Genomic DNA, 22,928 nt, shown 5'->3' with positions numbered 1-22,928 from the left:
AATTGCCGGCCAGACTGACGCGCTTTCTTCGCCGAGCCGGTGCCCGGCTCTGTTCCGACTGGGATATTCATCCTTACTGCCCCCTCAGTAGCCTGTTGCAACGTTCCCTCGGCTCGTGGCATGACAAATAGTCTTGCGCCAGGCTACACGCACCGTTTTTCTTTCTCGCAGCATTTTGATCACTATGTGAGACGAAGGCGTCAAGCTATTCGCATTGAATGCGACATCTCTCTTTATTAAATCGTGTAATGAAAAGAAAGATAAGTGCTTACGGGAACTTTCTCATAGGTCTTTTAATTTGTCTACAAAAAGCCTTTGCGATATCTGGGCATTGCGAAATTTAACAATTGCCAGGCCATGAACCTATTGCGAATTTGCCTTCCGACTGTGTCGCGCTCGACACGGCATCGTGTTTGCGTCGCGGCCATAAATTGCTACCAACGGGCTGTCAAGCCTTGCTGCGAAAGTCATCGATGCGCGGAACGCAATTTATTGCAAAATCCTTTCAGTCTCAAACGGATTAAATACAAGTCAGGATTTCCTTACGGCAAGATAAGGATTTTCTTCACTTTCTCCGGTATTTTTAAGTCAGTTTTGTGAAACAATTCTTATTAATTAAATTCATGCAAGACAGATACGAAGACTCTTCCAGCCTCGCCATTGTTCTCACACCCTCGCGAAAGTCAGAGAGCGAAAATGAAATAAAAATTCATTCGTGATGCTGTGTTCCCGGACGCTTCTATCCCTTCAATGTCTGCCCGCGTCGACTGATTCGCTTTTCGTAGAAGTAGGAGCGGTCTATCGAAGCATTTTCTTTTCGTGCCGCTCCGCACTTTTATGACCATGGTCTTCCTCTGCTAACTCCAGACGCTTCGCCCGCTGCCGCAACACACGGTCGACGGCAGCGGGATACCGACAAATTACTTACCAGCGATAGCCAACGCCCGCGCCTGCACCCACGGAGCCGTGACCAGAGACGCCCGTGGTGACCGAGCCTTTGACCATCCACTTTTGCGTCGCGACCGAAAGACCCACGGCCATCGCGGACTGCCCGCCGTAGTTGCCGGCCGCGAGTGCTACCACCTTCTCACCCGGCAACACGGCTTGCGGCAAGTTCGCCATGGCGATTGCGGATGCTGTACCCGCGCTCGCGTCACGGCGATATTTCTGCATGTCATCGCGAACGCTGTTGATTGCACCATTCAGCTGTCGCACGTTGACCGCATCAGTCGGAGCCGTACCGTCTGCAACGTTGGTAATCTGACGCTCAGCGCCCGGCGCACCAACCGAAACCGTGTTGTCCCGGTCTGCGACTGAATTTGCACCCAAGGCAACCGAATTATTCGCGGTAGCCTGGCTGTTGGTACCGATTGCGGTCGAATCCGTGCCTGTGACTTTGGAATTCGTGCCGATGGCGGTTGCACGCGCAGCCGTGACAGTCGAGTTCGTGCCGATGGCCGTACCATCTTGACCCGAAACGTTCGAGCCGTTACCAACAGCCGTTCCATTGGGAACGGATACGACCGAATTGTTACCCACTGCCGTACCTGTCGGGTCTGCAACCGTGCCATTCGAGCCGGATGTCGAAATCCTGTCGACCGTGGTGGTGATTGACGTCAGATTGCTCGAGAGTGCCGAAACCTGCGAAGCAATCGAGAAAAGCTGCGAGCCGTTCACCGCGTCCGTGCTGGTGGCGCTGATTTGACCAGCGGCGACATTTTGCAACTGATGTTCCTGACCGACGGCGCCGATACTCACGACGCCGGTCGGCGTCGCGCCAGCGAAGCCACCGAAGGTAACGCCGTTCAGCGTGACGCTACTCACGTTCGTTGCCGCACGTGTAACAGCGCCGGAACCGAGCGCTGTCGATTCTGCGGTCGAAGCCGCGGCTGCGTTACCGATCGCGATTGAATTTGCGCCCGTCGCTTGTGTGAGCGTGCCCAGCGCAATCGCGTTGGCCGATGCGGCTTTCGCATTAAATCCAAGCGCGACAGAAGTAATTGCTGATGCGGTTGAAGACTGACCAATTGCAATAGCCGATCCCCCGCTCGCCAAGCTTGAGTTGCCGAGCGCCGTCGAGCTGCCGCCGCTTGCCGTCGCTAAGGGACCAATTGCCGTGGCGCTGTTGGTGGATGCGTTCGACCCGGTCCCTAACGCTACGGTATTCACATCACCTGCCGAGGCATTCTCACCAATAGCGATTGCGTTCTGGGCAGTTGCCTGTGCGCGGGCAATTGCAACGCTACCAATCCCGGATGCAACGGAATCCACACCGATGGACGTAGCGTCAGCCGCACTGGCATTCGCCTGAAAACCCACCGCCGTTCCGCCAGCGGCTGAACTATTGGTACCGACCGCCGTTGAGAACTGAGCGGTAGTGTGTGCCAGAGCGCCAATCGCAGTCGAGTCAGCATTAGCCGCGCTCGATCCACCGCCGAAAGCTACTGCTCTGGTGCCGGTTGCAACCGAATTTGCGCCAACTGCCGTGGCATTCTGGCCGCTTGCAGTTACCGTATCACCAAGAGCGGTTGCGGCCCCGCCATTGGCGGTGACATTGATCCCGACCGCGGTGTTCTGACTTGTGTTGCTCGCGTCACCGGCTACAGCGGGATTGGTCCCGCCTGTACTCGCGGACGGAGCCGTAGCCCCCCCTATCGTTGCAGTCGTCCCGCCGACCTCGCCGCCAACTGCCAGGTTATCTGCATGTGCGTATCCAGCCGAGAGCGTGAGCGCCGTGAGTGCAGCCAGTGCTACTTTCGACTTCAGGGGACTACCACCCTGCCCCATTTCCGCTTGCCCCGCTTCGCCCTGCACGCCGCGTTGCGTCTCCGCTGCCGCGACCAACGCGCCAAATCGGCGATTCCAACCCAACTTATATCTGCTCTTGTTCATTACGTTCCGTTCTCACTCGTCTGATGGCCAATAAAAGGATTCATGTCTGGTCTCCGTCACGCTCTATCTGAGTCTTTAGCTTGCCCATGCCATCTGGTTTTTCTCGGCACGCCGTTCGATAGCGGCGGTCGCTACAACACGTCCACCGCCACAGTCAAGCCACTGATATCCACGGCTACAAATGTTTGAATTAGAAATTTTGTGTAAGGACGCGAGGAATTATGGGCAGCGTTACTGCCACGATCGTTTTGCCAGAGGGGCGAAATCCTTTGCCTGAGGGAAAATTCTTTTGATATCCGTGCGGAAACCGCTCGATTTAAATTGAATTAACAATCTGGTACGCTTCGCGGCTTTATGCTGGCGACCGATCCGCGCGAGCCTCAAGCTGCGCAATCAGCCGCCGTTAACCAGACGGTTACCCATCAGCTTCTTTCGCCTACACGATGTCGCCCCGAAACAGTGCCCTCACGGATGCCCATCTTCTTGTGGTAGACGACCAGCCGGACCAGCTTCGATTGCTAATTGATGTGCTGCGCAACGCTGGATGCCGGATCAGCGTCGGATTCGACGGGTCACAGGCGTATCAACGAGCACTGGCGATTTCACCCGACCTGATCCTGATGGACGTCCGGATGCCGCGGATGGATGGATTCGCCGCCTGCCGGCTGCTTGCCGCGGACCCTCGCACCTCTGCGATTCCCGTCATATTTCTCACCGTGGCCGGTGACCTTCACGATCGGATCAACGGTCTGGAAATCGGTGGCGTGGACTACGTGCTCAAGCCATTCGAGGCGGACGAGGTACTTGCACGGATTCGCGTTCACCTTGCCCGGACACGCGGCAATCGGGATACGGAAGATGAGGTATCCGCTTCGGACTTCACCGGCAACAGCGTCATCGTTCGCGCGGCCATTCGACATTTGTCGCAAAGGCTGAACGATGCGCCAACGGTCGAGCAACTCGCGCGCCTCGTGGGAACCAATGAAAAACGACTGTCGCGTGCGTTCAGGGACAACCTGGGCCGGACAGTATTCGAGTATCTCCGGGACGAGCGCCTGCGGATTGCACAAAAGCTGTTGAGTAGCACGTCATTGAGTATTGCCAGCATCGCCGAAGAAATTGGCTTTTCCAGCGCTGCAAATTTCGCCACGGCGTTTCGTGAGCGGTTTCGCATGCCCCCCTCAACCTATCGAGAGGAATATCGCAGTCGGGACCTGGTTGATACCGCGGAACCCACCCTCGAGGCAGAGTGACGACATCATGACTACAGCTCGGTGGTTCCGCTTACTGTTCATATGTCTGAGCTGGTGGGCCACTCACTCTTTTGCCGTCGGTCTCGACACCACCGGGAAACAGACACAACGGGTTCCCACCTTGGACCAGGTGGAGGTATTCGAAGACGTCTCGGGCAAGATGAGATTGGACGACATACTCACACTGTCCGCGGGAGCCGCGCCAGGCTTCCTTCCGGTGCAGGGGAATCGACTGAAGCCAGGTTTCACCCGCTCGGCATGGTGGCTCCGCGTGGTGGTGGGCAACCGTAGTTCAGCAGCCGCCCCGCTCGTGCTCGTGTTCCAGGACGCGCGCGTTCAGAAAGTGGACTTTTACACGGTGTCCAGTGGCCACTGGGAGCGTGAGGGCATCGATCCTGTCCGACCCGCATCCGAGTCATTTTCATCCCGCTATTCGTTGGTGCATTTCACGCTCGCTCCCGGTGAGAAGCGCATTTTCCTCATCCGGGCAGCCAGCGATACGGCACTCACGCTTGAACCGAGGCTGTATTCCGCAGCGGCATACGACGCGCTGGAGAAACGCGCGGCGCTCTGGGACGGCGGATTGATTGGCGGCACACTTGCACTGGCGTGGTGCGCGCTGCTCATCGCCTATTTTTCCCGCAGTGTCTCGTTTCTCGTCCTCACAGCACTGTGTGCCATGACAGCGCTGTTCGAAGCTGCCGATCGCGGCTATACGAAGCTATATCTGTGGCCGTTCGCAATCGAGTGGAGTGCGAGAAGTGTGACGGTGCTCGGATGTACTGCCGTGCTGCTTTTCATCGTCTTTATCCTGCGCATCTCTCACAGCGAAAAGGCGAACCTGCCAGCACGCTACATACTGTTCGGGTTTGCGTTTCTGGAGTGCGTTGCGGCAATAGGCGCCGCATTCGGCAATCTGTTCGTGTTCGCGCAAGTCGGCGTGTATGTCAATGCGCTGTTCGGCGTCTTCACGGTGATTATCGCTGCACACCTCGCGCGTCAGTCGACCCCCACCGCGCGGATCATGCTGCTCGTCATGATCTTCTCGCTGTTCAGCTTTGCGTTGCGCATGCTCGAAACGCTCGGGTCCTTGCCGACAGCTCTCGCCTGGCTGAGGTCCGACATTCACCCGAACCCCGTCGTTGCAATTATTGGGTTAGCCACCAACCTCATTGTGCTTGCAGCGTGGATAAACCACGTCGGAAAGCAGCGAATCGCGGCAAGAACCGAACTCGCAGACTGGCAAAGAACCGAACACGACAGACTACGCGAACAGGTTGCGCAGCGCACATTGGAGTTGAACGAAGCATTGCTTTACGCCGAGGAGAAAAACCAGCAACTGATCGAAACCTTGGGTTACGTGAGTCATGACCTCCGTGCGCCGCTTGCTACAATTACGGGCTATGCCAGACAGTTGCGGGATCTGGCGGATTCGAAGCAGGTGAAACCTATCCAGGCAATCGAGCGCAGCGTGAACTATCAACTCGGCCTGATCGACGAACTGGTCGGGTACGCAAAAACTGAGTTGCAGCCGTTGGATATCGCCCCGGTCGCAACCGACCTGCCCGCACTTCTCGATGACATTGCCGAATACGCGCTCGCACTCTGCGCGCAGTTGAACAACCAGTTCAACTATCAGGCACTGACCTCGTTGCCCCGTCGACTGACAATCGACGGCCGCCGCTTGCAACAGGTACTGCTCAATCTGCTCTCGAACGCATCCAAGTTCACCCGCGACGGCTTCGTCACGATGACGGTGAGCGCGCGCCTGCTGGACGATCAATGGCACTTGGGTTTTGAGGTCACTGATACCGGCATCGGCATCGACATCGAAGCGCAGTCGAAACTCTTTACCGCTTTTCGCCAGATACAGGCTGTGAACGGTAGCACTGGGCTTGGCCTTATTATTGCGCAGCGCATTGTCAACACCATGGGCGGCGACTTGCGCGTGTCAAGTGCGCCGCATCGCGGCACCTCGTTTACCTTCGAACTCATCGTTCCATCTGTGGCAGATGAGGATGCGCTGCCGTCGAACATCGTAGAGCATTCTTCCGGCGGCTCTGCTCCTATTCGTTCACAACGCAAACACGGGTTCGCCGTTGCCGTTCCTCCAGAGAGCGATCGCCGGGAACTGGCCGTTCTTGCGAAGGACGGACGCCTGACTGACATAGAGCGATGGATAGAAAACATGATCGCCGCTCACCCCACCTGCATCGCATTTCTGACTGACATGCGGCATTGCCTCGAAGCGTTGGATTTCCCAAGCATCGAGGTTCTTGCTCTCGCACCGCACGAAACATACGACGCCTCACGCGCCTGCTAACTTAGCCTGGCTGTTCTCAAGCTAGTGCAACTTTCGGCCGATATCCTCGAAACACTCGTGCGCAATGCAACGAAGAGAGACACGCCACTGAAGCGTGCGACGCTCACCGGAGACAAACGAGGCGGCGGCGGGACGGCTGTCGCTCTTTGACAAACGGGCCGGCCGAGCAGGCTGCCAAGAAAACGGAGCAGCAGAAGATGGTGTGGACAACGGGCGCGAGGCAGCGTGCGATCTCTGTCACAGTGAAGGGGATGTTTTGCGCAGCGGCAGCCGGCCATGCACATGCGCAGGTGACACAACCAGCGAACGATACTCAGGCGAAAAGCGTCGCAGTACAGGCCGATGTGAAACCCGACGTCACGCTGTCAGAGATCAAAGTGAAAGACGCGGCAAACGCGGCGTCAGTCGGACTCGTCGGCAAACGCACCGCGACCGGCACGAAGACCGACACACCGATCACTGAAGTTCCGCAAACGATCAACGTCGTCACTGCGCAGCAGATCGAGATGACCGGCGCAACCGATCTCAACCAGGCACTGCGCTACGTGCCAGGCTTCGCATCGTTTGGATCCGACAGCCGTACTGACCTGTATGCGGTGCTGCGCGGCTTTACTCCCACCTTGTTCATCGACGGATTGCAAGCGCCGAATACGACACCTATCGCGAGTTGGCGCGTCGACCCGTACATGATCGACAGCATCACTGTGCTACGCGGGCCGACGTCGGTTCTGTATGGGGCAGGAGATCCGGGCGCGATCGTCGACGTGCAAAGCAAGCGGGCCGACGGCGAGCGCGTGCGCGAGGTGGAAGTGCAGGTCGGCAACTACGCGCGCAAGCAGATAATGTTCGACATCGGCGACAGGCTCGACGCCGACGGTAAGTACGCGTATCGCTTCGTTGGCGACGCGCGCGACGGCAACGCGGTGACCGGACCGAATGCGGACCAGCGCGTCGCGCTTGCGCCGTCGTTTCGCTGGCGACCGGATTCCGGCACTTCGCTGACGCTCACGGCGACCTACCTGCAAGACTGGAATGATATTTCACATAACTTCCTTCCTGCGCAGGGCACCGTATTGCCAAACCCGAATGGGCAGTTGTCGCATGACGTCTACACGGGAGAACCGACGTTCAATGACTACCGCAAGAAGCAGTGGTCGCTCGGCTACCAGTTCTCGCACGACCTCGATTCCATCTGGACGTTAAGCCAGAACCTGCGCTGGATGCACTTGTCGCTCAGCGACGCATCGGTTTTTGGCGGTGGCCTTGCCGAAGGCAGCACGACCGATATCACGCGTTACGCCGGGCTGTTTCAGCCCAACTACAGCCGCTTCGACATCGACAACAACGCGCAGGCACGTTTTGGTACCGGGCCGCTCGAACACCGGGTGCTGCTCGGCTTTCAGTACAACCGGCAGACGACGACCGACAGCGTGTGGCTCGCGCCGGCGCCGGAGCTGAATCTTTACAACCCGGTCTACACGCCGGTCACGACCGCGATCTTCTCGGGCCCGACGTCGCTCGGCCGCCAGGACCAGTACACCACGATGAACACGTTCGGCGTGTACGCGCAGGACCAGGTCAAATGGAACCGCTGGACCTTGACGCTCGGCGGCCGCGAGGATTGGGTCAACACGCGCCTCGACGACCACGAGGCCCACACGCAGACGAACCAGGATGTCAGCGCGTTCTCCGGTCGCGTCGGCCTCACGTACGAAGGCGACTACGGGCTGTCGCCATACATTGGCTATTCAACATCGTTCAATCCGGTCATCGGCGTGGACATGTTCGGCGGCGGATTGCCCGCGCCGACGCGCGGCAGGCAGATCGAGGCGGGCCTACGCTGGCAGCCGGCCCGCAAGAACCTGATGTTGAGCGCAGCCGTCTATCAGATCAATCAGACGAACGTCGTGACACCGGCACCGACGAACCTCGATCCGACAGGAACGTCTTCCGTGCAGACCGGAGAGGTGCGTTCGCGCGGTATCGAGCTGAGCGCGGTCGGAAACGTGACGCGCGAACTCTCCATTATCGCGTCGTACATCTATCAGGACGTGAAGAACGTGAAGGCAAACGACGCCTCGCTGAACAACTGGCCGGTCGACATTCCTCGCCCTCGCCAGATGGCGTCGCTGTGGACCGACTGGACATGGCATACAGGAGCGCTCGCCGGCTTCGGGATCGGCGGTGGGATCCGCTACCAGAGCGCGTCCGCGGGTGCGCCGGACAACTCGCTGACGGTCGCAAGCTATACGCTGTACGACGCGGCACTCCACTATCAGATGCGCAACTGGCGTTTCACACTGAACGCGGCAAACCTGTTCGACCGTCACTACATCAGCGGCTGCCAATCGTACTCGGTCTGCGCATTCGGCAACGAGCGAACCGTGCTAGCCAACGCGAAATACACCTGGTGATAGAGCATTCCCGATTTTGGGGCGGCTCCGGATAAAGGAATGCGCCTGCGTGCCGATATACTCGGCATGCTCCCGCAATGATCGTGGTATTTCCTGCAGAAAATGCCCCGCCGAAAGCTGCGTGCAAGCTGCCCTCGGAGACTAGTTTGATTCTGAATCGACCGTCCATTATCTGGCGGGCGATCGCTTTCGTCGCGATCGTCTGCCTGTCTCTTGTCGTGCTCGATGGCTGGCGGAGTTGGAGCGCCCGGTCAGTCCAGCTGGCTGAAATGGATGTCGCCACGTCGAATCTCTCACAGGCAATGGCTCGGCAGGCCGACGACACGTTTAAGGAAGCAGACACGGCGTTGCTGGGCATCGTTGAGCGCGTGCAGCACGATGGGACCGGCCCGGCGGCTCTTCAACGATTGCACGACGTTCTGGTGATGCACCAACAGGAGCTTCCTCAGCTTGCCGGTCTTTTTGTCTATGACGAAAGCGGAATCTGGATCGTCAATTCCACGCCGACGCCACTCAATCGATTCAATAACTCGGATCGCGAATATTTCATTTTTCATCGACACAACGCTGATCCGGGTCCGCACATCGGTGTCCCGGTAATAAGCAGATCGAGTGGAAAATGGGTTATTCCCGTTTCAAGGAGAATCAATAAACCGGATGGCAGTTTCGGCGGCGTTGTGTTGGCAACTGTCGATATTGGTTTCTTTGAGGCCTTCTACAACAACCTTCAGATTGGCAACGCGGGCGCCGTTGCCCTCGTCCTGAATAGCGGGGTGATGCTGATTCGTCGACCGTTCGATGTAAAAGTGATCGGCAAAGACATGCGGGGAACCGAGCTGTACCACTATTACACGACGCGAGGTCCGGCCGGAACGGCTTTCATCAAGTCGGCGCAGGATGGTGTCACGCGGCTGAACAACTATCGTCGCCTCCCGGACTATCCGGTCTTTGTAGCAGCTGCATTGTCCAAGGATGAGATCTTGCATGAGTGGTGGCGCGACACTATCTGGCATTCCTCTGGCGTGCTTTGCCTTGTAATTGTTGTGGGCTTGTTCGGCTGGCATCTGATCCGGCAAATCGAATTGCGCACGACAGCCGAAGCGGAACTGACAAAGACCCACGCCTCACTTGAAGCGCTCAATCGGACCCTTGAACGACTTGCGATGCAGGACGGCCTGACGGGGCTCGCAAATCGCCGTCAATTCGATGTTGCATTGCAAAACGAATTCAGTCGTGCCACGCGTCACGCGAGCGCTCTTGCACTGATCATGGTCGATGTCGATTGTTTCAAGCAATACAACGACATTTATGGGCATGCAGCGGGCGATAACTGCCTGCGAACGATCAGCCATCTCATCAGGGACCTGACGGCCCGGCGTCCGGGAGACCTTGCCGCCCGCTATGGTGGAGAAGAAATTGCGGTGCTTCTTCCGAATACGGATGTATTTCACGCCGTGGAAATCGCGGACACTATCCGGAGCGCTATTCGTGGTCTGGAAATTGAACATTCGGGCAACCCGACTGGCTTTGTCACGATAAGCGCAGGTGTTGACGCCCAGATCCCGATTCGAGGCGCGAGCGAGCCTACGGAACTGATACTGGCGGCCGACAAGGCTCTATATGAGGCAAAGAGCACAGGGCGAAATCGGGTACTTGCCGCCAGGGTGGCACGTTACGATGGGACCGGGCAAGCGCAGAAAACTGGCCATGAGTGATCGTCTCGACGTGATATTCGATCAGATCGAACGCCTGAAAACCCGCATCCGTACCGAGATGGAGCATCCATTCCCTGGCGCCCTCGTATTGCTTTAGTGCCCGGCGCTCTGACCGCCGTCGACGTGCAGAATTTCGCCCGTCACGAACGGCGCCGAGTCCAGATACAGGATCGCGTTGACGATGTCGCTCATCTCGCCCATATGGCCCATCGGGTGGAGTGCGCCGAGCGCCCCGTGCGTTTCAGCGGCGTGCATCGGCGACTTGATGATGCCGGGCGAAACCGCGTTCGCACGGATGCCGCGCTTCGCATATTCGATTGCGAGTGACTTAGTGGCTGCGTTCAGACCGCCCTTCGTCAGCGAAGCCAGCACCGACGGCACACCGTCGACGGCGTGCTCGGCCAGGGTCGTCGTGATGCTGACCACGTGGCCGCTGTTGTTCTTCTCCATCTCGGCGATCGCCAACTGCGTGATGTAGAAGAAACCGTTCAGATTCACGCCTGTCATCGCAGCGTAGTCTTCAGACGTATAGCTGGTAAAGGGCTTGGCGATGAAGATACCGGCGTTGTTGACCAGCGTGTCGATGCGGCCGAAACGCGCCACGCCCTCGGCAATCACGCGACGCGCCGTCGCCGGATCAGCGATGTCACCCGCTACCGTCACGATGTTAGGATCTTCGGACGGCTCGATACTGCGCGCCGTTGCGACGATGCGGTAATCAAGCTTGCGGAATGCTTTGACGGTCTCGGCACCGATGCCTTGCGATGCCCCAGTAACAACTACGACCTTTTGCGACGTGCTCATGGAATACCTCGAATATTAGATTGGGCTCTATTGCCCACCGGGCCGGTGGCTCCGATAGGTGCCTAATCTAGGTGTATTCACGCGCTGAGCAAACACCCGCTATGGACAAACTATTTTGCGTGAGCGGAACAAATGAGATCGAGGGTGACGTCCTGTGCGAACGAATCGGGTGACCTGCCGAAGGTCGATGCGAGCCCCTTCGCCCCTATCAGCCCTCGCCGCCAGGCAACGCGGCATTGAACACCAACGAAAGCGCACCCACCAGAATGAGGCTTGATGCCCAGACTGCGTCCAGGTTGAACCAGCTCCGTGACACGAACTTGAGCCCGAGGTAGCGGTAAACCAACCAGGCTAGCAGCCCGCCAACCGCAATCATGGCGGTAGCATGGACACCTGAGACAAGCAAAGCCATGCCCAGATTGGCGTCGATCAGGGTGCGCGCCGCTTGATGCCCTCGATCCATGTCGTAGGACCGGCACAGGCCGAGGTAGATCGGCACCAGCATCAGTCCAGCGCCATGCGCGATGGCAACGGCGAAGGACCAGAGCGCAAGCCGCGACGGCGGGATACGCGCAAGTACACGCGGATGACGCCGCCAGATCAGAAGGCAGACACCGAAGCCGATCACCAGTACACTCGCGCCGATCTGGATCTCGCGCTGCCAGGTGAGCAGCATCGCAAGCATGGCGAAAGGCACGATCACCACGAACATGGCCAGCACGTGCCCCGCCGCGAGATACAGGAGTGCGGAGAACAGCGCCCGTGCACGTTTGTCCATCAGCCCGCTCGAAACAGCGAGCGGCCATCCCATCGCCGGGTTAAGCCCGTGATAGAGACCGCTCGCCGCGACGGCTAACCAGAGGCCGGTCTGCGGCCAGCCATTCCCAATCAAGTCCCCACCGACGGGTAGCAGAACGAATCCGTCGAGCAGTCCCCGCCTTCGAGCCGGATCTGGTGAGCCCGGTATCCGTCGGGAAAGTCGACCCAGTAGTCGTCGGCGAGTGCAAGGCCACCAGCCGGTTCAGCCCGCGCCATGACCTGTGCCGCCGGCACACCGGCCGGGTAGAACTGGTCGTCCCACGTCGAGTAGAGCGAGTTGGTCCAGTAGACGCGCTTCCCGTCACGACTGATCTCGACCATCTGCGGACCACCCGCGAAGGTCTGACCGTTCGGGTGAGGCGTGCGCCGTACGATCCCGCCGATGTGCACCGATCCCGTGAGCTTCGGCTTGCGGGGTTCCGTCACGTCGTACTGGCGCATTTCGCCGGTTCCCCAACAGGCAACGTAGAGGAATTTGTCGTCGATGGAGAGATCGATATCGGTAACGAGCGGCGGCACCGCGCCGAATCCCTGCAGCAACGGTGGAAGCAATTCCGGATCTGCTGGCTCCGGCGGAATCGTCGCGGTCTTCTCGATGTGAAACTTTCCATCTTCGCGCCACCAGGTCCAGATCGATCCTTCAAGGTTCGTCGTATCCACCACCACGCCGATGAAACCGTATTCGCGGCTGGGATCGTGCGCGGGCCGCACTTCGAGCGCCATCTGATGGTTGGCGCCGAGGTCGATCGTCTGCACATTGCGCCGCGCTCGCAAATCCCAGAAGTGGATGCGGTGCCCGTACTTGTTCGAGAGAAGATCTTCGGGGACGATGCCGTTCTCGAATTGCGGCGGCAACGCCCACTCGCTTGACACCATGTAGTCGCGCGGGAGGTTCCACCAGAAATCGTAGTGTTTCTCCTGTGGCCCACGGTCGATTTCCCAGCGGCCAAGGACCTCGAAAGTCTCGCAGTCCATGATAAAGATCCCCGGCGGCCCGTCTGTGCCATCCTTCCCCGCGCCGCCGAGCGTGCTGACGTAGATGCCTTCAGGTCCGCAATGAACCGTATGGGGACGCGAGTAGCCCGTCTTGCGGAAGATTTCCTCGGGTTCGATGATCTTGTGGATTTTCGCCTGAGTCGGATGGGGCTTGGTGTCCACGATGTAGATGCGCGAGGAGCGCATCCCCGGAATGATCAGATAGCGCCGTTCGAGAAAGGCGTGGCCGGTCAGCGGCGACAGTGACGACGAGCAGGCATTCCATCCAAAGTGGTGAAATTCGTCCCCTTTGTTCGGCACCGGCACCGTGTGAACCACCTGGCTGTAGGTGGGCGATCCGGGCTTCACGTCGATAACGGCGAGCGCATCGGGCTGTGAGAAGTCGGGGCTGAGCAGCAGCGTATAAGCGAAGTCTTCCGCTGGCGCATCCATGGCGAGTTTCGGCGATGCGTGGAACGTAGGATCTGGGCGCATTCCCATGACGGGGTCTCCTGTCGATCTGGTTCGGGGCCGATCGCGGCGAGAGCGACCGGTTGTTTCGCCAACTTCAGCGCGCTTCGCATTTCGTCATACTTAAGCGCGCCGCTACACCTTCATTGTCGCGCCGTCGGACCGTCAGTGCTGCACGCCCCAGCGCCGAACGGTCACGCGTTCGAGCGTATCGAACACCAGATGCTCGATCAGCAGGCCAATCACGATAACCGCAGCCAGCCCGGCGAAAACGCGATCCGTATACAACTCGTTGCGATTCTGAAAGATATACCACCCAAGCCCACCGCTGCCGGAACTCGCACCGAATACGAGTTCGGCGGCGATCAGCGTGCGCCACGCAAAGGCCCAGCCCACGCGCAAGCCGGCAAGAATCGACGGCAATGCGGCCGGCACCAGGATCAGCAGCACATGGCGTATGCCGGTGAGGCCGTAGTTACGCCCCGTCATACGCAGCGTCGCCGGCACCGATTGAAAACCGGAGTACGTGTTGAGCGCGAGCGGCCACAACACTGCATGCACCAGCACGAACAGCAGGCTGCCGGTGCCGAGGCCGAACCACAGCAAAGCGAGCGGCAACAGCGCGATGGAAGGCAACGGGTTGAACATCGCGGTCAGCATCGAGAGTAAATCGCGGCCTATGCGCGTCGATACCGCAAGTGAGGTCAGACCAAAGGCGAGTGCGGCGCCAAGCAGATAGCCGCGCAGCAGCACGGACATCGACACCGCCGTTTTCTGCAGCAATTCGCCCGACCAGACACCTTGCACGAAGGCGCTGAACGTCGCGCCGAAAGTCGGCAGCAGCAGATCGTTGTCGACCGCACGCGCGGCGAGTTCCCATATCCCGATCAACACGAGCGCAATCAGCGTCTTGCGCAACCAGCCTTGCGCAAAGAGGCGCTTGCCGAGCGGCAGCGGTGCTTCGAGAACAAGTTCACCGAGCGGTTCGAGCGAGCGCTCGTACTCTTCTCGAACCGGCGGCAGCAGGACGGTGGGCGTACTCATTGAACGGCCTCCGTTTGTTCGAACAACAGGTGATGAATACGCGCAACACTGTGCTGAAAGTCGCTGCGCCCGAAACTATCCTGCGAATACTGGTGACTGTTCAGCTCGGCGCGCACGCGGCCGGGATGTGGCGACAGCAACAGAATCCGGTTGCCGACCACCAACGCCTCTTCGATTGAATGCGTGACGAACAGCAGCGTGAAGTTCACCTCTTCCCACAGGCGCAGCAGTTCCTCCTGCATCTTGCGGCGGGTCAGCGCGTCGAGTGCTGCAAACGGTTCGTCCATCAGCAGCACACGCGGTTGCATCGCCAGCGCGCGGGCAATCGCGACGCGCTGCTTCATCCCGCCCGACAATGTATGCGGATAGGCATTGGCAAACGAAGCCAGCCCCACCTTGTCGAGATAATGCAGTGCGCGTTCTTTGGCTTCGGCACGTGACAGCTTCTTCGCCACCCGCAGCGGGAAAGCCACGTTCTGCAGAACCGTTTTCCACGGCGGCAACTGGTCGAATTCCTGAAACACGACAATACGATCGGCGCCTGGGCCGCGCACGGCAACGCCTTCGAGCGAGATGCTGCCCGACGTCGGCTGAATGAAACCGGCCACGGCTTTGAGCAGCGTCGACTTGCCGCAACCCGAGGGGCCGAGCAGAACGAAGCGGTCGCCGCCGTAAACATCGAAACTCACATCGTGGGTCGCGCGAACGATCCGCTCACGCGTGCGGTATTCGAGGTTGACGTGTTCGACCGCGAGCAGTCTTTCGCTAGTCGCCGGAGCGGCTTGCTCAGCATCGTTCGGAAACAGCAAGGTAGGATTGGCCACCATCAGATCGCTCCCTGTAAGCCGGCCACACGCGCCGATGAATCGCCGGCGAAACTCGAGAAGAAAATCACGTTCAACTTCCCGCCGCCGTTGCCGGATCGTCGAAGAAATAATCCTTCCATGACTTGGGCTCGTTTTTGATGACGCCGACGCGATACATAAACTGCGCAAGTCCGAACGTGTTCTGCGGTGCGACCTTGAACTGCACCTGTGGGTCCTTGATGACCTTCAGCAGCAGATTGCGGTCGATTTTCGACTGGTTCGTCCGGATGTAGATATCGGCTGCTGCGTCGGGATTCGCCGAGATAAAGCGTGCGGCATCCGCCAGCGCATCCACGAATGCGCGATAGGTCTTCGGATTGTTGTCGCGGAATTTTTCTGTTGCGTACAGCACGGTTGCCGAGCTCGGACCACCCAGCACGTCGTACGAATTCAGCACGATGTGCGCCTTCGGATTGCCGGCGAGTTCCTGCTCCTGAAACGGCGGATTGCCGAAGTGTCCGGTGATTTCTGTTCCGCCCGCGATGATCGCCGCTGCCGCGTCCGGATGCGGCAGCGCCTGCGTGAACTTGTCGAGGCGGTTGTAATCCTTGTCGCCCCAGCGTTTCGCCGCCGCGTACTGCAGCACGCGCGATTGCACCGACACATTGACCGCCGGCAGCGCGATGCGGTCCTTCTCCGTGAAGTCGGCGATCGTCTTCACATTGGGATTGTTGCTGACGAGGTAGTACGGCAGATTACCGAGCGACGCCACGCCCTTCACGTTCTGCTTGCCATGTGTGCGGTCCCAGATCGTCAGCAACGGGCCAACGCCGGCACCGGCGACATCCACCGCGCCGGAGAGCAGCGCGTCGTTGACCGCGGAGCCGCCCGAGAGCTTCACCCAGTCAACCTTGATATCGAGGCCCTGCTTGCGCCCTTCTTTCTCGACAAATTGCTGGTCGCGCGCCACGTTCAGCAGCAGATAGACGATGCCGAACTGTTCGGCGATGCGGATCTGCCCTTCGGCGTACGCGGGTACGGCTGCGCCGAAACTGGCGACACCCATCGATAAAGTCAGCAGCGTTGCGGTCAAACGTCGGGAAAGAGACGACCGAAGATCGGTCGGGCGAAACCTGGCAAGCATCGGAACTCCGGTCTGCATGTAAGCGTGTGGGTATGGTTATGGCGGGCGGCGTTGCCGTCAGAACGGCACGTCGCCTTCAATCGTCGTGCGATACAGTTTGCGGCGCAGATGATCCGGCGTGCCGGCCGCCAGATGCATCAGCGAGCGGTTGTCCCAGAACACCATGTCGTGTTCGGACCATTGATGCCGGTACAGATGCTTGGGGCGCACACTGTGCGCGAAAATTTCTTCGAGTAACGCCTTGCTCTCGTCTTCCGGCAAGCCGATCACACGGGTCGTGAAATGCTCGCTGACGAAGAGCGCGCGCCGCCCGGTCTCAGGATGCGTGCGCACGATCGGCTGCACCACCGGTTTCACCTGTGCGATCTGCTCCGCCGACAGATTCGGCCGCCACGGGCTGCGCTTCTGCAATTCCGCGTATTTCGCCAGATACGTGTGCTCGGCCGAACGTCCTTCCACTGCGCTGCGCACGTGCTCCGGCAACGTGTCCCACGCGAGGTGCATGTTGGCGAACAGCGTGTCGCCGCCTTCCGAAGGCAGCTCCTGCGCATGCAGCAGCGAACCGAGGCTCGGCTTCTCCTTGTACGACAGATCGGAATGCCAGTAATGACCGGCGTCGCCGAGACCGATCGGCTGGCCGTTCTCGACGATGTTCGAGACGACCAGCACCTCCGGATAACCCGGCAACTGGAATTGATGCAGCACGTGAATCTGCAGCGGGCCGAAGCGTCGGCTGAAAGCGATCTGCTGATCCGGCGTAATGCGTTGATCGCGAAACACCAGCACGTGATGATCCAGATGCGCGCGGTGAATGCGTGCGAAATCCTCCTGGCCCAGCGGCTCGCTGAGATCGAGACCCAGAACTTCAGCGCCGACGGGGCCGTCGAACGCGCGAATTTCGATGTGCCGGGCTTGATTGGCATGGCCAGCGGCGCTGGCGGCGGTGGGTGTAATAGCAGTCGTCACAGGAAGCTCTTCGTCGAATCTGTTCGAAGGACGCCGGCAAAGGCGAAGTCAGACGAATTTACCGGTGCATACGCGCGACGACAACGAAGCAAATCCCATACGGTTATCTGCTGGAGTGATAAACCCGATGCTTTAACGCGCTGCGGGCCGCGTTCGGCCCCAAACCCCTGTTCGCTGCAGGGCTTATCCACCAGAAGCTGTGGTCGGAGTGGTGGTCGAAGCGGCCGCGGTTTCGGCTCGCTTCGTGCTGAAGTTCCAGCGCGGCGCCGTGGCCGTATCGACTGGCGCCGGCAGAAGCCCCGCTCGATAGAAGGTATCGGCGATCTTTTGCTGCTCACCGAAATTCTGCGCGTCTACAGCGCGTACGGCATAGCTGCGGCGTCCATTCGCACGCTCGATCGTCGCTGCGTCCAGGCCCCAGATCGGCGCGAGCAGCTTTGCCGCATCGTCAGGATGGCTGCGGACCCATCCCCCCGCCGACGTCAACTGTGCAACCACGATGCTGATCACATCCGGGTGAGCCGCGGCGAAGCTGCTGGACGCGAGGTAGTACCGTTGATACGAGGCGAGGCCTTCACCGTTGGCGAGGATGCGCACGTCCGGCGCTTTGTCCACCGACGCGACATACGGATCCCAGGTGATCCAGGCATCCACGCTGCCGCGCTCGAACGCGGCACGTCCATCGGCGGGCGTCAGATAGCTGATGCGTACGTCAGCAGGTGCAAGGCCCGCTTTGGCGAGCGCGGCGAGCAACAGATAGTGGCTGCCTGCCGCCTTGGTCACTGCGATGCGCTGGCCTTTCAGGTCGGCAAGCGTATGCAGCGGCCCGTCGCGCTTCACGATGATGGCCTGTGCGCCAGGCGACGGCGCTTCCTGCGCGACATACACGAAACGTGCATGAGCGGCCTGGGCGAACACCGGGACTGTATCGGCGACATCGGCGCTAAAGTCGACCGCGTCGGCGTTGAGCGCTTCGGTCAGCGGCAAGCCGCTGGCAAACTCGTTCCAGGTAATGCTTACGCCCAATGGCGCCAGCGCCTGCTCAAGCGAGCCGCGCGCTTTCAGGATTGTGATGAGCGTTGAAGACTTCTGATAGCCGATCCGCAGTTTCACCGGGGCCGAAGAATTGGTGGCGGTCTGCGCGTGAGCGGCACTCACGACGAGCAGCGAAGTCAACGCCGCGCGCACGAGCAAACGAAAAATAGAAAAGGTCACGGCTCGAAATTCCGGTCTGGTCAATACGATCAAACCGCGATCGTAACAACGCCGAATCGCATGGATAAGCGAGCGTTTTAACTATGCTTAGCAGGCTAAGGCATAACGACTGAAAACGGCGTTGAGACTCTGCGCATGTCCATGCCCTGCCAGGCGTCAATCGTCCACCTGCGCCTCAAGCCTTCTCCTGATCACGTCGATCAACGCGCGTACCTTTGCCGTCGGATAACGGGTAGGCGGAAACACCGCGTAGATGCCCTTGGGCTTGCCGGCCCAATCCGGCAGCAGGCGGACCAGCCGGCCCGCCGCCACGTCGTCAGCGATCGAAAAATCCGTCAGCAATCCGAAGCCACCGCCCGCGAGCGTCGCCGCACGGGCTGAATCGGCCGTATTCACCAGCAGAACATTCTCGCAGCGCACGCTTTGTTTTGCGCCTTTCGCCCGCTGCAACTCAAGCGTCAGCGGATGCTGCAAGACAGACAGCGCGACATGAGGCATGGGCGCGAGCGCAGCCGGCGTCTTCGGCTTACCCCACGTATCGATGAATTCCGGACTCGCGACGATCCATTTGACGAAACCACCGAGCTTCACGGCGCGGTAGCCCGAGTCGGCCAGTTGCCCCAGACGGATGGCCACGTCGATGCCTTCCGCGATCAGATCGACATAGTGGTCGTTGCAGACCAGTTCGATGTCGAGTTCCGGATACATACGGCGCATCTCCACCAGCGCGGGCGTCACCACCAACGCCCCATAGTCGATCGGCGCATTCACGCGCAACGTGCCGCGCAATGGCGCCGATTCTCCGGACACAGCCGATAGCGCTTCCTCCGCCGCCTGCAAGATCTTGCAACTTGCCTCGTAGAAGGCACGCCCGCTTTCGGTCACGCTGAGCCGCCGCGTCGTTCGGACCAGCAGACCCGCGCCGATTTCGCGCTCGAGCCGCTGCAGATGCGTGCTGACCATGGTTTTCGTCAGGCCGAGACGCGCCGCGGCGGCGGTAAACGAACCCGCTTCCACCACGGCAACGAAAATCGCAAGGCGGTTCAGATTGACATCTTTTAGATCTGCCATTCGCCGATTGTCCATCTTTGATTGATTATGTTTTCTAGCTTAGCAGGCTTCTGCGCGGCGCCGCGAGCCAGTACGCTTACTGCATTCCAGTCGACGGTTATCGACTTTCCCCGCCCCAGGAGCTTTTAATGTCTGCCGCCAAACCCGCCCAGCCGATCCGCCTGCACACCACGCTCCTCTCCGGGCACGGACACCGCGTCAAGTTGTTCCTGACGTTACTCGATCTGCCTTTTGAAGTGATCGAGCTGAACATGGCTGCCGGCGACAATCGTCGTCCGGAATACCTGAAGCTAAATCCGTTCGGCCAGGTGCCGACGATCGAAGACGGCGAGACGGTGCTGTTCGATTCCAACGCCATCCTCGTCTACCTGGCAAAACGCTATGGCGATCCGTCATGGGTGCCGGAAGACGCGCTCGGCGCCGCCACCGTGCAACGCTGGCTCTCGCTCGCGGCCGGACAAATCGCTTACGGACCGTGCGCGGCCCGGCTGGTCACCGTATTCGGTGCGCCGCTCAATCTCGACACTGCGCAGAAGATCGCACTCAAGCTGTTCGACGTGCTCGACGCGGAGCTTGCCGGCAAGAATTTCGCTGCGGGAGACCACGTGAGCATCGCCGACATCGCCGCCCATACGTACATCGCCCATGCGCCGGAAGGCGGCGTCTCGCTCGAGCCGTACCCGAATATCCGGGCGTGGCTCCGCCGTGTCGAAGCGCTGCCACGCTTCATCGCGATGCCTGCGACGAAGGCTGGACTGCTCGCCGCCTAACCAGAGAAATGCGTACGCCCTAACGGGCAGAGGCCGATATGTCCCAGCATTCTTCCAGCGCGCCGCGCGGTTGGGACGCTGCCGAGTCGCCGTTTCACGCCGCCGAACTCCTCGTACAGCAACATGCCGGAGTGGACAAAGAGGCGGAATCGATCGGCCGTCGCGGCATCCGTCGCTATTTGCCGGATCAGCATCGGCAGTTTTACGCCGAACAGCCATTCATGGTGTTCGGCGGGCTCGACGCAGACGGCCAGCCATGGGCAACCCTGCGCGCGGCGGAAGCGGGCTTTGTATCCTCCCCTGCCCCGCGTACTTTGCGGATCGACGGTGGCGTTTTGCCGGGCGATCCGCTGGCTGGGTACTGGCAGCCCGGCATGATGATCGGTGGCCTGGGGCTGCAGGCGCAGACCCGCCGGCGCAATCGCGTCAACGGCGTGGTGTCGTCGGTAGATGGCGATACGGTTACGCTCGAGGTCATGCAAAGCTTCGGCAACTGCGCGAAATATATTCAAAGCCGTACGCCGACCTTCGTTGCGCGTGGCGAAACCGTCACGCGGACACCCGTTGAAAGATCGACCCAACTCAACGACGCGGACCGCGCATTGCTGGCCAACGCGGATACTTTTTTTATCGCCAGCGCCAACGTCAGTGAAGATGCGGGCCCGGCCCGTGGCGCCGATGTTTCGCATCGCGGCGGCATGCCGGGCTTCGTGCGCGTTGACGACGCGACCACGCTGACAACGCCCGATTTCAGCGGTAACCGCTTCTTCAACACACTGGGCAATCTGCTCCACGACCCGCGTGCCGGCCTGCTTTTCGTAGACTTCGTGAGCGGTGACATGCTGTACGTCGCGGCCCTTGCCGAGATCGTGTGGGACGGTCCGGAGCTGGCCAAGTTTCCATTGGCCGAGCGGTTGGTGCGTTTTCGTATTACCGAAGTGCGGCGTAGCCGCCAGGCGTTACCGTTTCGTTGGTCGGAAGTCGGCTATGCGCCGCAGTTCGTGACGCCGGCTTCACGGCCTGCTCCGCTGTCTGCTTCGCCACTCGCTTCAACGCCCGAATCGCCGTGGAAGAAGCTCAGGATCGCCGCCGTGCACGAAGAAACGCCCATGATCCGCTCGTTCTATTTTGAATCGGCGGACGGCTCGCCGTTGCCGGCGTACGAGCCTGGGCAATACTTGCCGATCCGCGTGCCGGTCGACGGCCTCGACAAGCCGCTGACGCGCACCTATACGCTGTCCGACGCGAGCAACCGGCGGCAGTACCGGATCACGGTGAAGCGCGACGGAGTCGGCTCTAGCTGGCTGCATGACCGCTTCGCCGCCGGCATGCAGGTCGAAGCGATGGCACCGCGTGGCGCATTCACCTACGACTCAGCCAGCCCGCGCCCTGCCGTGTTCATTTCGGCAGGCATCGGCATCACACCGATGATCACGATGTTGCATCACGCGATTGCCGCGCGCGAGCCGAATAGTCCGCCCAAGCCGCTGTATTTTTTCCATGGCGCGCGACGCGACGGCGACCGGCCGTTCAGCGCGCACCTGCAGGAACTCGCGTCGTGCCATCCGACGGTCTCGATGCACCTGTTCGACAGCGCCGCCGATCCAGCCACCCACACGTCTTCCGGCACCTTGCCCGGTCGCGTGAGCCTAGCTGAAATCAAACGCGCGCTGCCCTTCGACGACTACGACTTCTATCTGTGCGGCCCCGAGTCGTTCATGCGTGAACTGTATGAAGGATTGCGCGCGCTCAACGTCGCCGATAACAGAATCCGCTTTGAGGCGTTTGGACCGGCAACCGTCAAATGCACGCCGGCACTCCCACCGGCGGTGGCGGAAAACGCTCAAAGCTCGCGCCCCGCAAACGTTCCGGCAAGCGCTGACGCAGGCATACCCGTGACGTTCGCGCGATCGCAGCGCACGGTTCAATGGCTGGCGAAGAACGGCACGCTTCTCGACCTCGCCGAGGCATCCGGGATCGCCGCGCCGTCGAGCTGCCGCTCCGGGATGTGCGGCACATGCTCCACGCGCGTGTTGAACGGGCGAGTCGCCTACGAAGAACCCACGGACGCCTCCATCGAGGAAGGCCATGCCCTCATCTGCATGGGGCGGCCGGTCTCCGACGACGTGGCCGCAACGGACGGACTGACGCTGGAACTCTGAATGACGGGCCCGCCGTCCTGGCGCAAAATCGGACTACGCATGCGGCCACTCAAGCGACAATTATTTCCGACCAGTAAGATGGAA

General features: G+C 60.0%; 16 protein-coding genes. 6 read left to right on the top strand and 10 right to left on the bottom strand.

Annotation, left to right across the window (positions count from 1 at the left end; genetic code table 11):
• Positions 1 to 924: 924 nt before the first annotated feature.
• Complete coding sequence (locus tag KHO33_RS01360) at positions 925 to 2,892, bottom strand: YadA family autotransporter adhesin (protein WP_200561926.1); 1,968 nt, start codon at positions 2,890 to 2,892, stop codon at positions 925 to 927.
• 443 nt (positions 2,893 to 3,335) lie between these two features.
• On the opposite strand from KHO33_RS01360, the gene KHO33_RS01355 reads away from it, so the two are divergent.
• The 4 genes from KHO33_RS01355 (at position 3,336) to KHO33_RS01340 (ending at position 10,597) form a co-directional block, all read left to right on the top strand.
• Positions 3,336 to 4,145: a response regulator transcription factor gene (locus KHO33_RS01355; RefSeq protein ID WP_200561928.1), complete on the top strand. Its 810-nt coding sequence runs from the start codon at positions 3,336 to 3,338 to the stop codon at positions 4,143 to 4,145.
• Positions 4,146 to 4,275: 130 nt separating this feature from the next.
• A complete protein-coding gene (locus KHO33_RS01350) occupies positions 4,276 to 6,468 on the top strand; it encodes a sensor histidine kinase (RefSeq protein WP_268963232.1) in 2,193 nt (730 codons plus the stop codon).
• Between the two features lie 197 nt (positions 6,469 to 6,665).
• A complete protein-coding gene (locus KHO33_RS01345) occupies positions 6,666 to 8,882 on the top strand; it encodes a TonB-dependent siderophore receptor (RefSeq protein WP_200561932.1) in 2,217 nt (738 codons plus the stop codon).
• 149 nt (positions 8,883 to 9,031) lie between these two features.
• The gene (locus tag KHO33_RS01340; RefSeq protein ID WP_236074650.1) at positions 9,032 to 10,597 is read left to right on the top strand and encodes a sensor domain-containing diguanylate cyclase; all 1,566 of its coding nucleotides are present in this window, start codon (positions 9,032 to 9,034) and stop codon (positions 10,595 to 10,597) included.
• Between the two features lie 93 nt (positions 10,598 to 10,690).
• Here KHO33_RS01340 and KHO33_RS01335 read toward each other — a convergent pair whose 3' ends face one another.
• From KHO33_RS01335 to KHO33_RS01295, 9 genes are all read right to left on the bottom strand, one after another.
• The gene (locus tag KHO33_RS01335) at positions 10,691 to 11,401 is read right to left on the bottom strand and encodes an SDR family NAD(P)-dependent oxidoreductase (protein ID WP_200561936.1); all 711 of its coding nucleotides are present in this window, start codon (positions 11,399 to 11,401) and stop codon (positions 10,691 to 10,693) included.
• Between the two features lie 208 nt (positions 11,402 to 11,609).
• The gene (locus KHO33_RS01330; RefSeq protein ID WP_200561938.1) at positions 11,610 to 12,293 is read right to left on the bottom strand and encodes a hypothetical protein; all 684 of its coding nucleotides are present in this window, start codon (positions 12,291 to 12,293) and stop codon (positions 11,610 to 11,612) included.
• Positions 12,290 to 13,696, bottom strand: coding sequence for a selenium-binding family protein (locus tag KHO33_RS01325; protein WP_200561940.1), 1,407 nt, complete (start codon positions 13,694 to 13,696; stop codon positions 12,290 to 12,292). The genes KHO33_RS01330 and KHO33_RS01325 overlap by 4 nt, the downstream gene beginning before the upstream one ends.
• 135 nt (positions 13,697 to 13,831) lie before the next feature.
• Positions 13,832 to 14,710 carry an ABC transporter permease gene (locus tag KHO33_RS01320; protein WP_200561942.1) on the bottom strand — a complete coding sequence of 293 codons (879 nt, stop codon included), beginning with the start codon at positions 14,708 to 14,710 and terminating at the stop codon, positions 13,832 to 13,834.
• Complete coding sequence (locus KHO33_RS01315) at positions 14,707 to 15,537, bottom strand: ABC transporter ATP-binding protein (RefSeq protein WP_200561944.1); 831 nt, start codon at positions 15,535 to 15,537, stop codon at positions 14,707 to 14,709. The genes KHO33_RS01320 and KHO33_RS01315 overlap by 4 nt, the downstream gene beginning before the upstream one ends.
• Before the next feature lie 70 nt (positions 15,538 to 15,607).
• Positions 15,608 to 16,660, bottom strand: coding sequence for an ABC transporter substrate-binding protein (locus KHO33_RS01310; RefSeq protein ID WP_200561946.1), 1,053 nt, complete (start codon positions 16,658 to 16,660; stop codon positions 15,608 to 15,610).
• A 57-nt stretch (positions 16,661 to 16,717) separates the two neighbouring features.
• Complete coding sequence (locus KHO33_RS01305; protein ID WP_200561948.1) at positions 16,718 to 17,626, bottom strand: TauD/TfdA dioxygenase family protein; 909 nt, start codon at positions 17,624 to 17,626, stop codon at positions 16,718 to 16,720.
• A gap of 183 nt (positions 17,627 to 17,809) precedes the next feature.
• The gene (locus tag KHO33_RS01300; RefSeq protein WP_407946151.1) at positions 17,810 to 18,841 is read right to left on the bottom strand and encodes an aliphatic sulfonate ABC transporter substrate-binding protein; all 1,032 of its coding nucleotides are present in this window, start codon (positions 18,839 to 18,841) and stop codon (positions 17,810 to 17,812) included.
• 156 nt (positions 18,842 to 18,997) lie between these two features.
• Positions 18,998 to 19,912 (bottom strand): LysR family transcriptional regulator, encoded by a 915-nt coding sequence (locus KHO33_RS01295; RefSeq protein WP_200561950.1) that lies wholly within the window; start codon positions 19,910 to 19,912, stop codon positions 18,998 to 19,000.
• 128 nt (positions 19,913 to 20,040) lie between these two features.
• Here KHO33_RS01295 and KHO33_RS01290 point away from each other — a divergent pair, with 128 nt between their 5' ends.
• Entirely contained in the window at positions 20,041 to 20,682 is a 642-nt protein-coding gene (locus KHO33_RS01290; protein WP_200561952.1) for a glutathione S-transferase family protein, read from the top strand.
• A 38-nt stretch (positions 20,683 to 20,720) separates the two neighbouring features.
• On the top strand, positions 20,721 to 22,844 hold the full coding sequence (locus tag KHO33_RS01285) for a pyridoxamine 5'-phosphate oxidase family protein (protein WP_200561954.1): 2,124 nt from the start codon (positions 20,721 to 20,723) through the stop codon (positions 22,842 to 22,844).
• Positions 22,845 to 22,928: the final 84 nt, after the last annotated feature.

The sequence above is a fragment of the Paraburkholderia nemoris genome, from assembly GCF_905221015.1.
Classification (GTDB): Bacteria; Pseudomonadota; Gammaproteobacteria; order Burkholderiales; family Burkholderiaceae; genus Paraburkholderia; species Paraburkholderia nemoris.
Note: the sequence above shows the minus strand (reverse complement) of the source record. Positions and strands in the feature narration are given on the sequence as shown.

Excerpts from the sequence above, each read along its gene's own strand:
- KHO33_RS01360 (WP_200561926.1), bottom strand. The coding sequence starts at position 2,892 with ATGAACAAGAGCAGATATAAGTTGGGTTGGAATCGCCGATTTGGCGCG.
- KHO33_RS01355 (WP_200561928.1), top strand. The coding sequence starts at position 3,336 with ATGTCGCCCCGAAACAGTGCCCTCACGGATGCCCATCTTCTTGTGGTA.
- KHO33_RS01345 (WP_200561932.1), top strand. The coding sequence starts at position 6,666 with ATGGTGTGGACAACGGGCGCGAGGCAGCGTGCGATCTCTGTCACAGTG.
- KHO33_RS01335 (WP_200561936.1), bottom strand. The coding sequence starts at position 11,401 with ATGAGCACGTCGCAAAAGGTCGTAGTTGTTACTGGGGCATCGCAAGGC.
- KHO33_RS01325 (WP_200561940.1), bottom strand. The coding sequence starts at position 13,696 with ATGGGAATGCGCCCAGATCCTACGTTCCACGCATCGCCGAAACTCGCC.
- KHO33_RS01320 (WP_200561942.1), bottom strand. The coding sequence starts at position 14,710 with ATGAGTACGCCCACCGTCCTGCTGCCGCCGGTTCGAGAAGAGTACGAG.
- KHO33_RS01315 (WP_200561944.1), bottom strand. The coding sequence starts at position 15,537 with ATGGTGGCCAATCCTACCTTGCTGTTTCCGAACGATGCTGAGCAAGCC.
- KHO33_RS01310 (WP_200561946.1), bottom strand. The coding sequence starts at position 16,660 with ATGCTTGCCAGGTTTCGCCCGACCGATCTTCGGTCGTCTCTTTCCCGA.
- KHO33_RS01295 (WP_200561950.1), bottom strand. The coding sequence starts at position 19,912 with ATGGCAGATCTAAAAGATGTCAATCTGAACCGCCTTGCGATTTTCGTT.
- KHO33_RS01290 (WP_200561952.1), top strand. The coding sequence starts at position 20,041 with ATGTCTGCCGCCAAACCCGCCCAGCCGATCCGCCTGCACACCACGCTC.
- KHO33_RS01285 (WP_200561954.1), top strand. The coding sequence starts at position 20,721 with ATGTCCCAGCATTCTTCCAGCGCGCCGCGCGGTTGGGACGCTGCCGAG.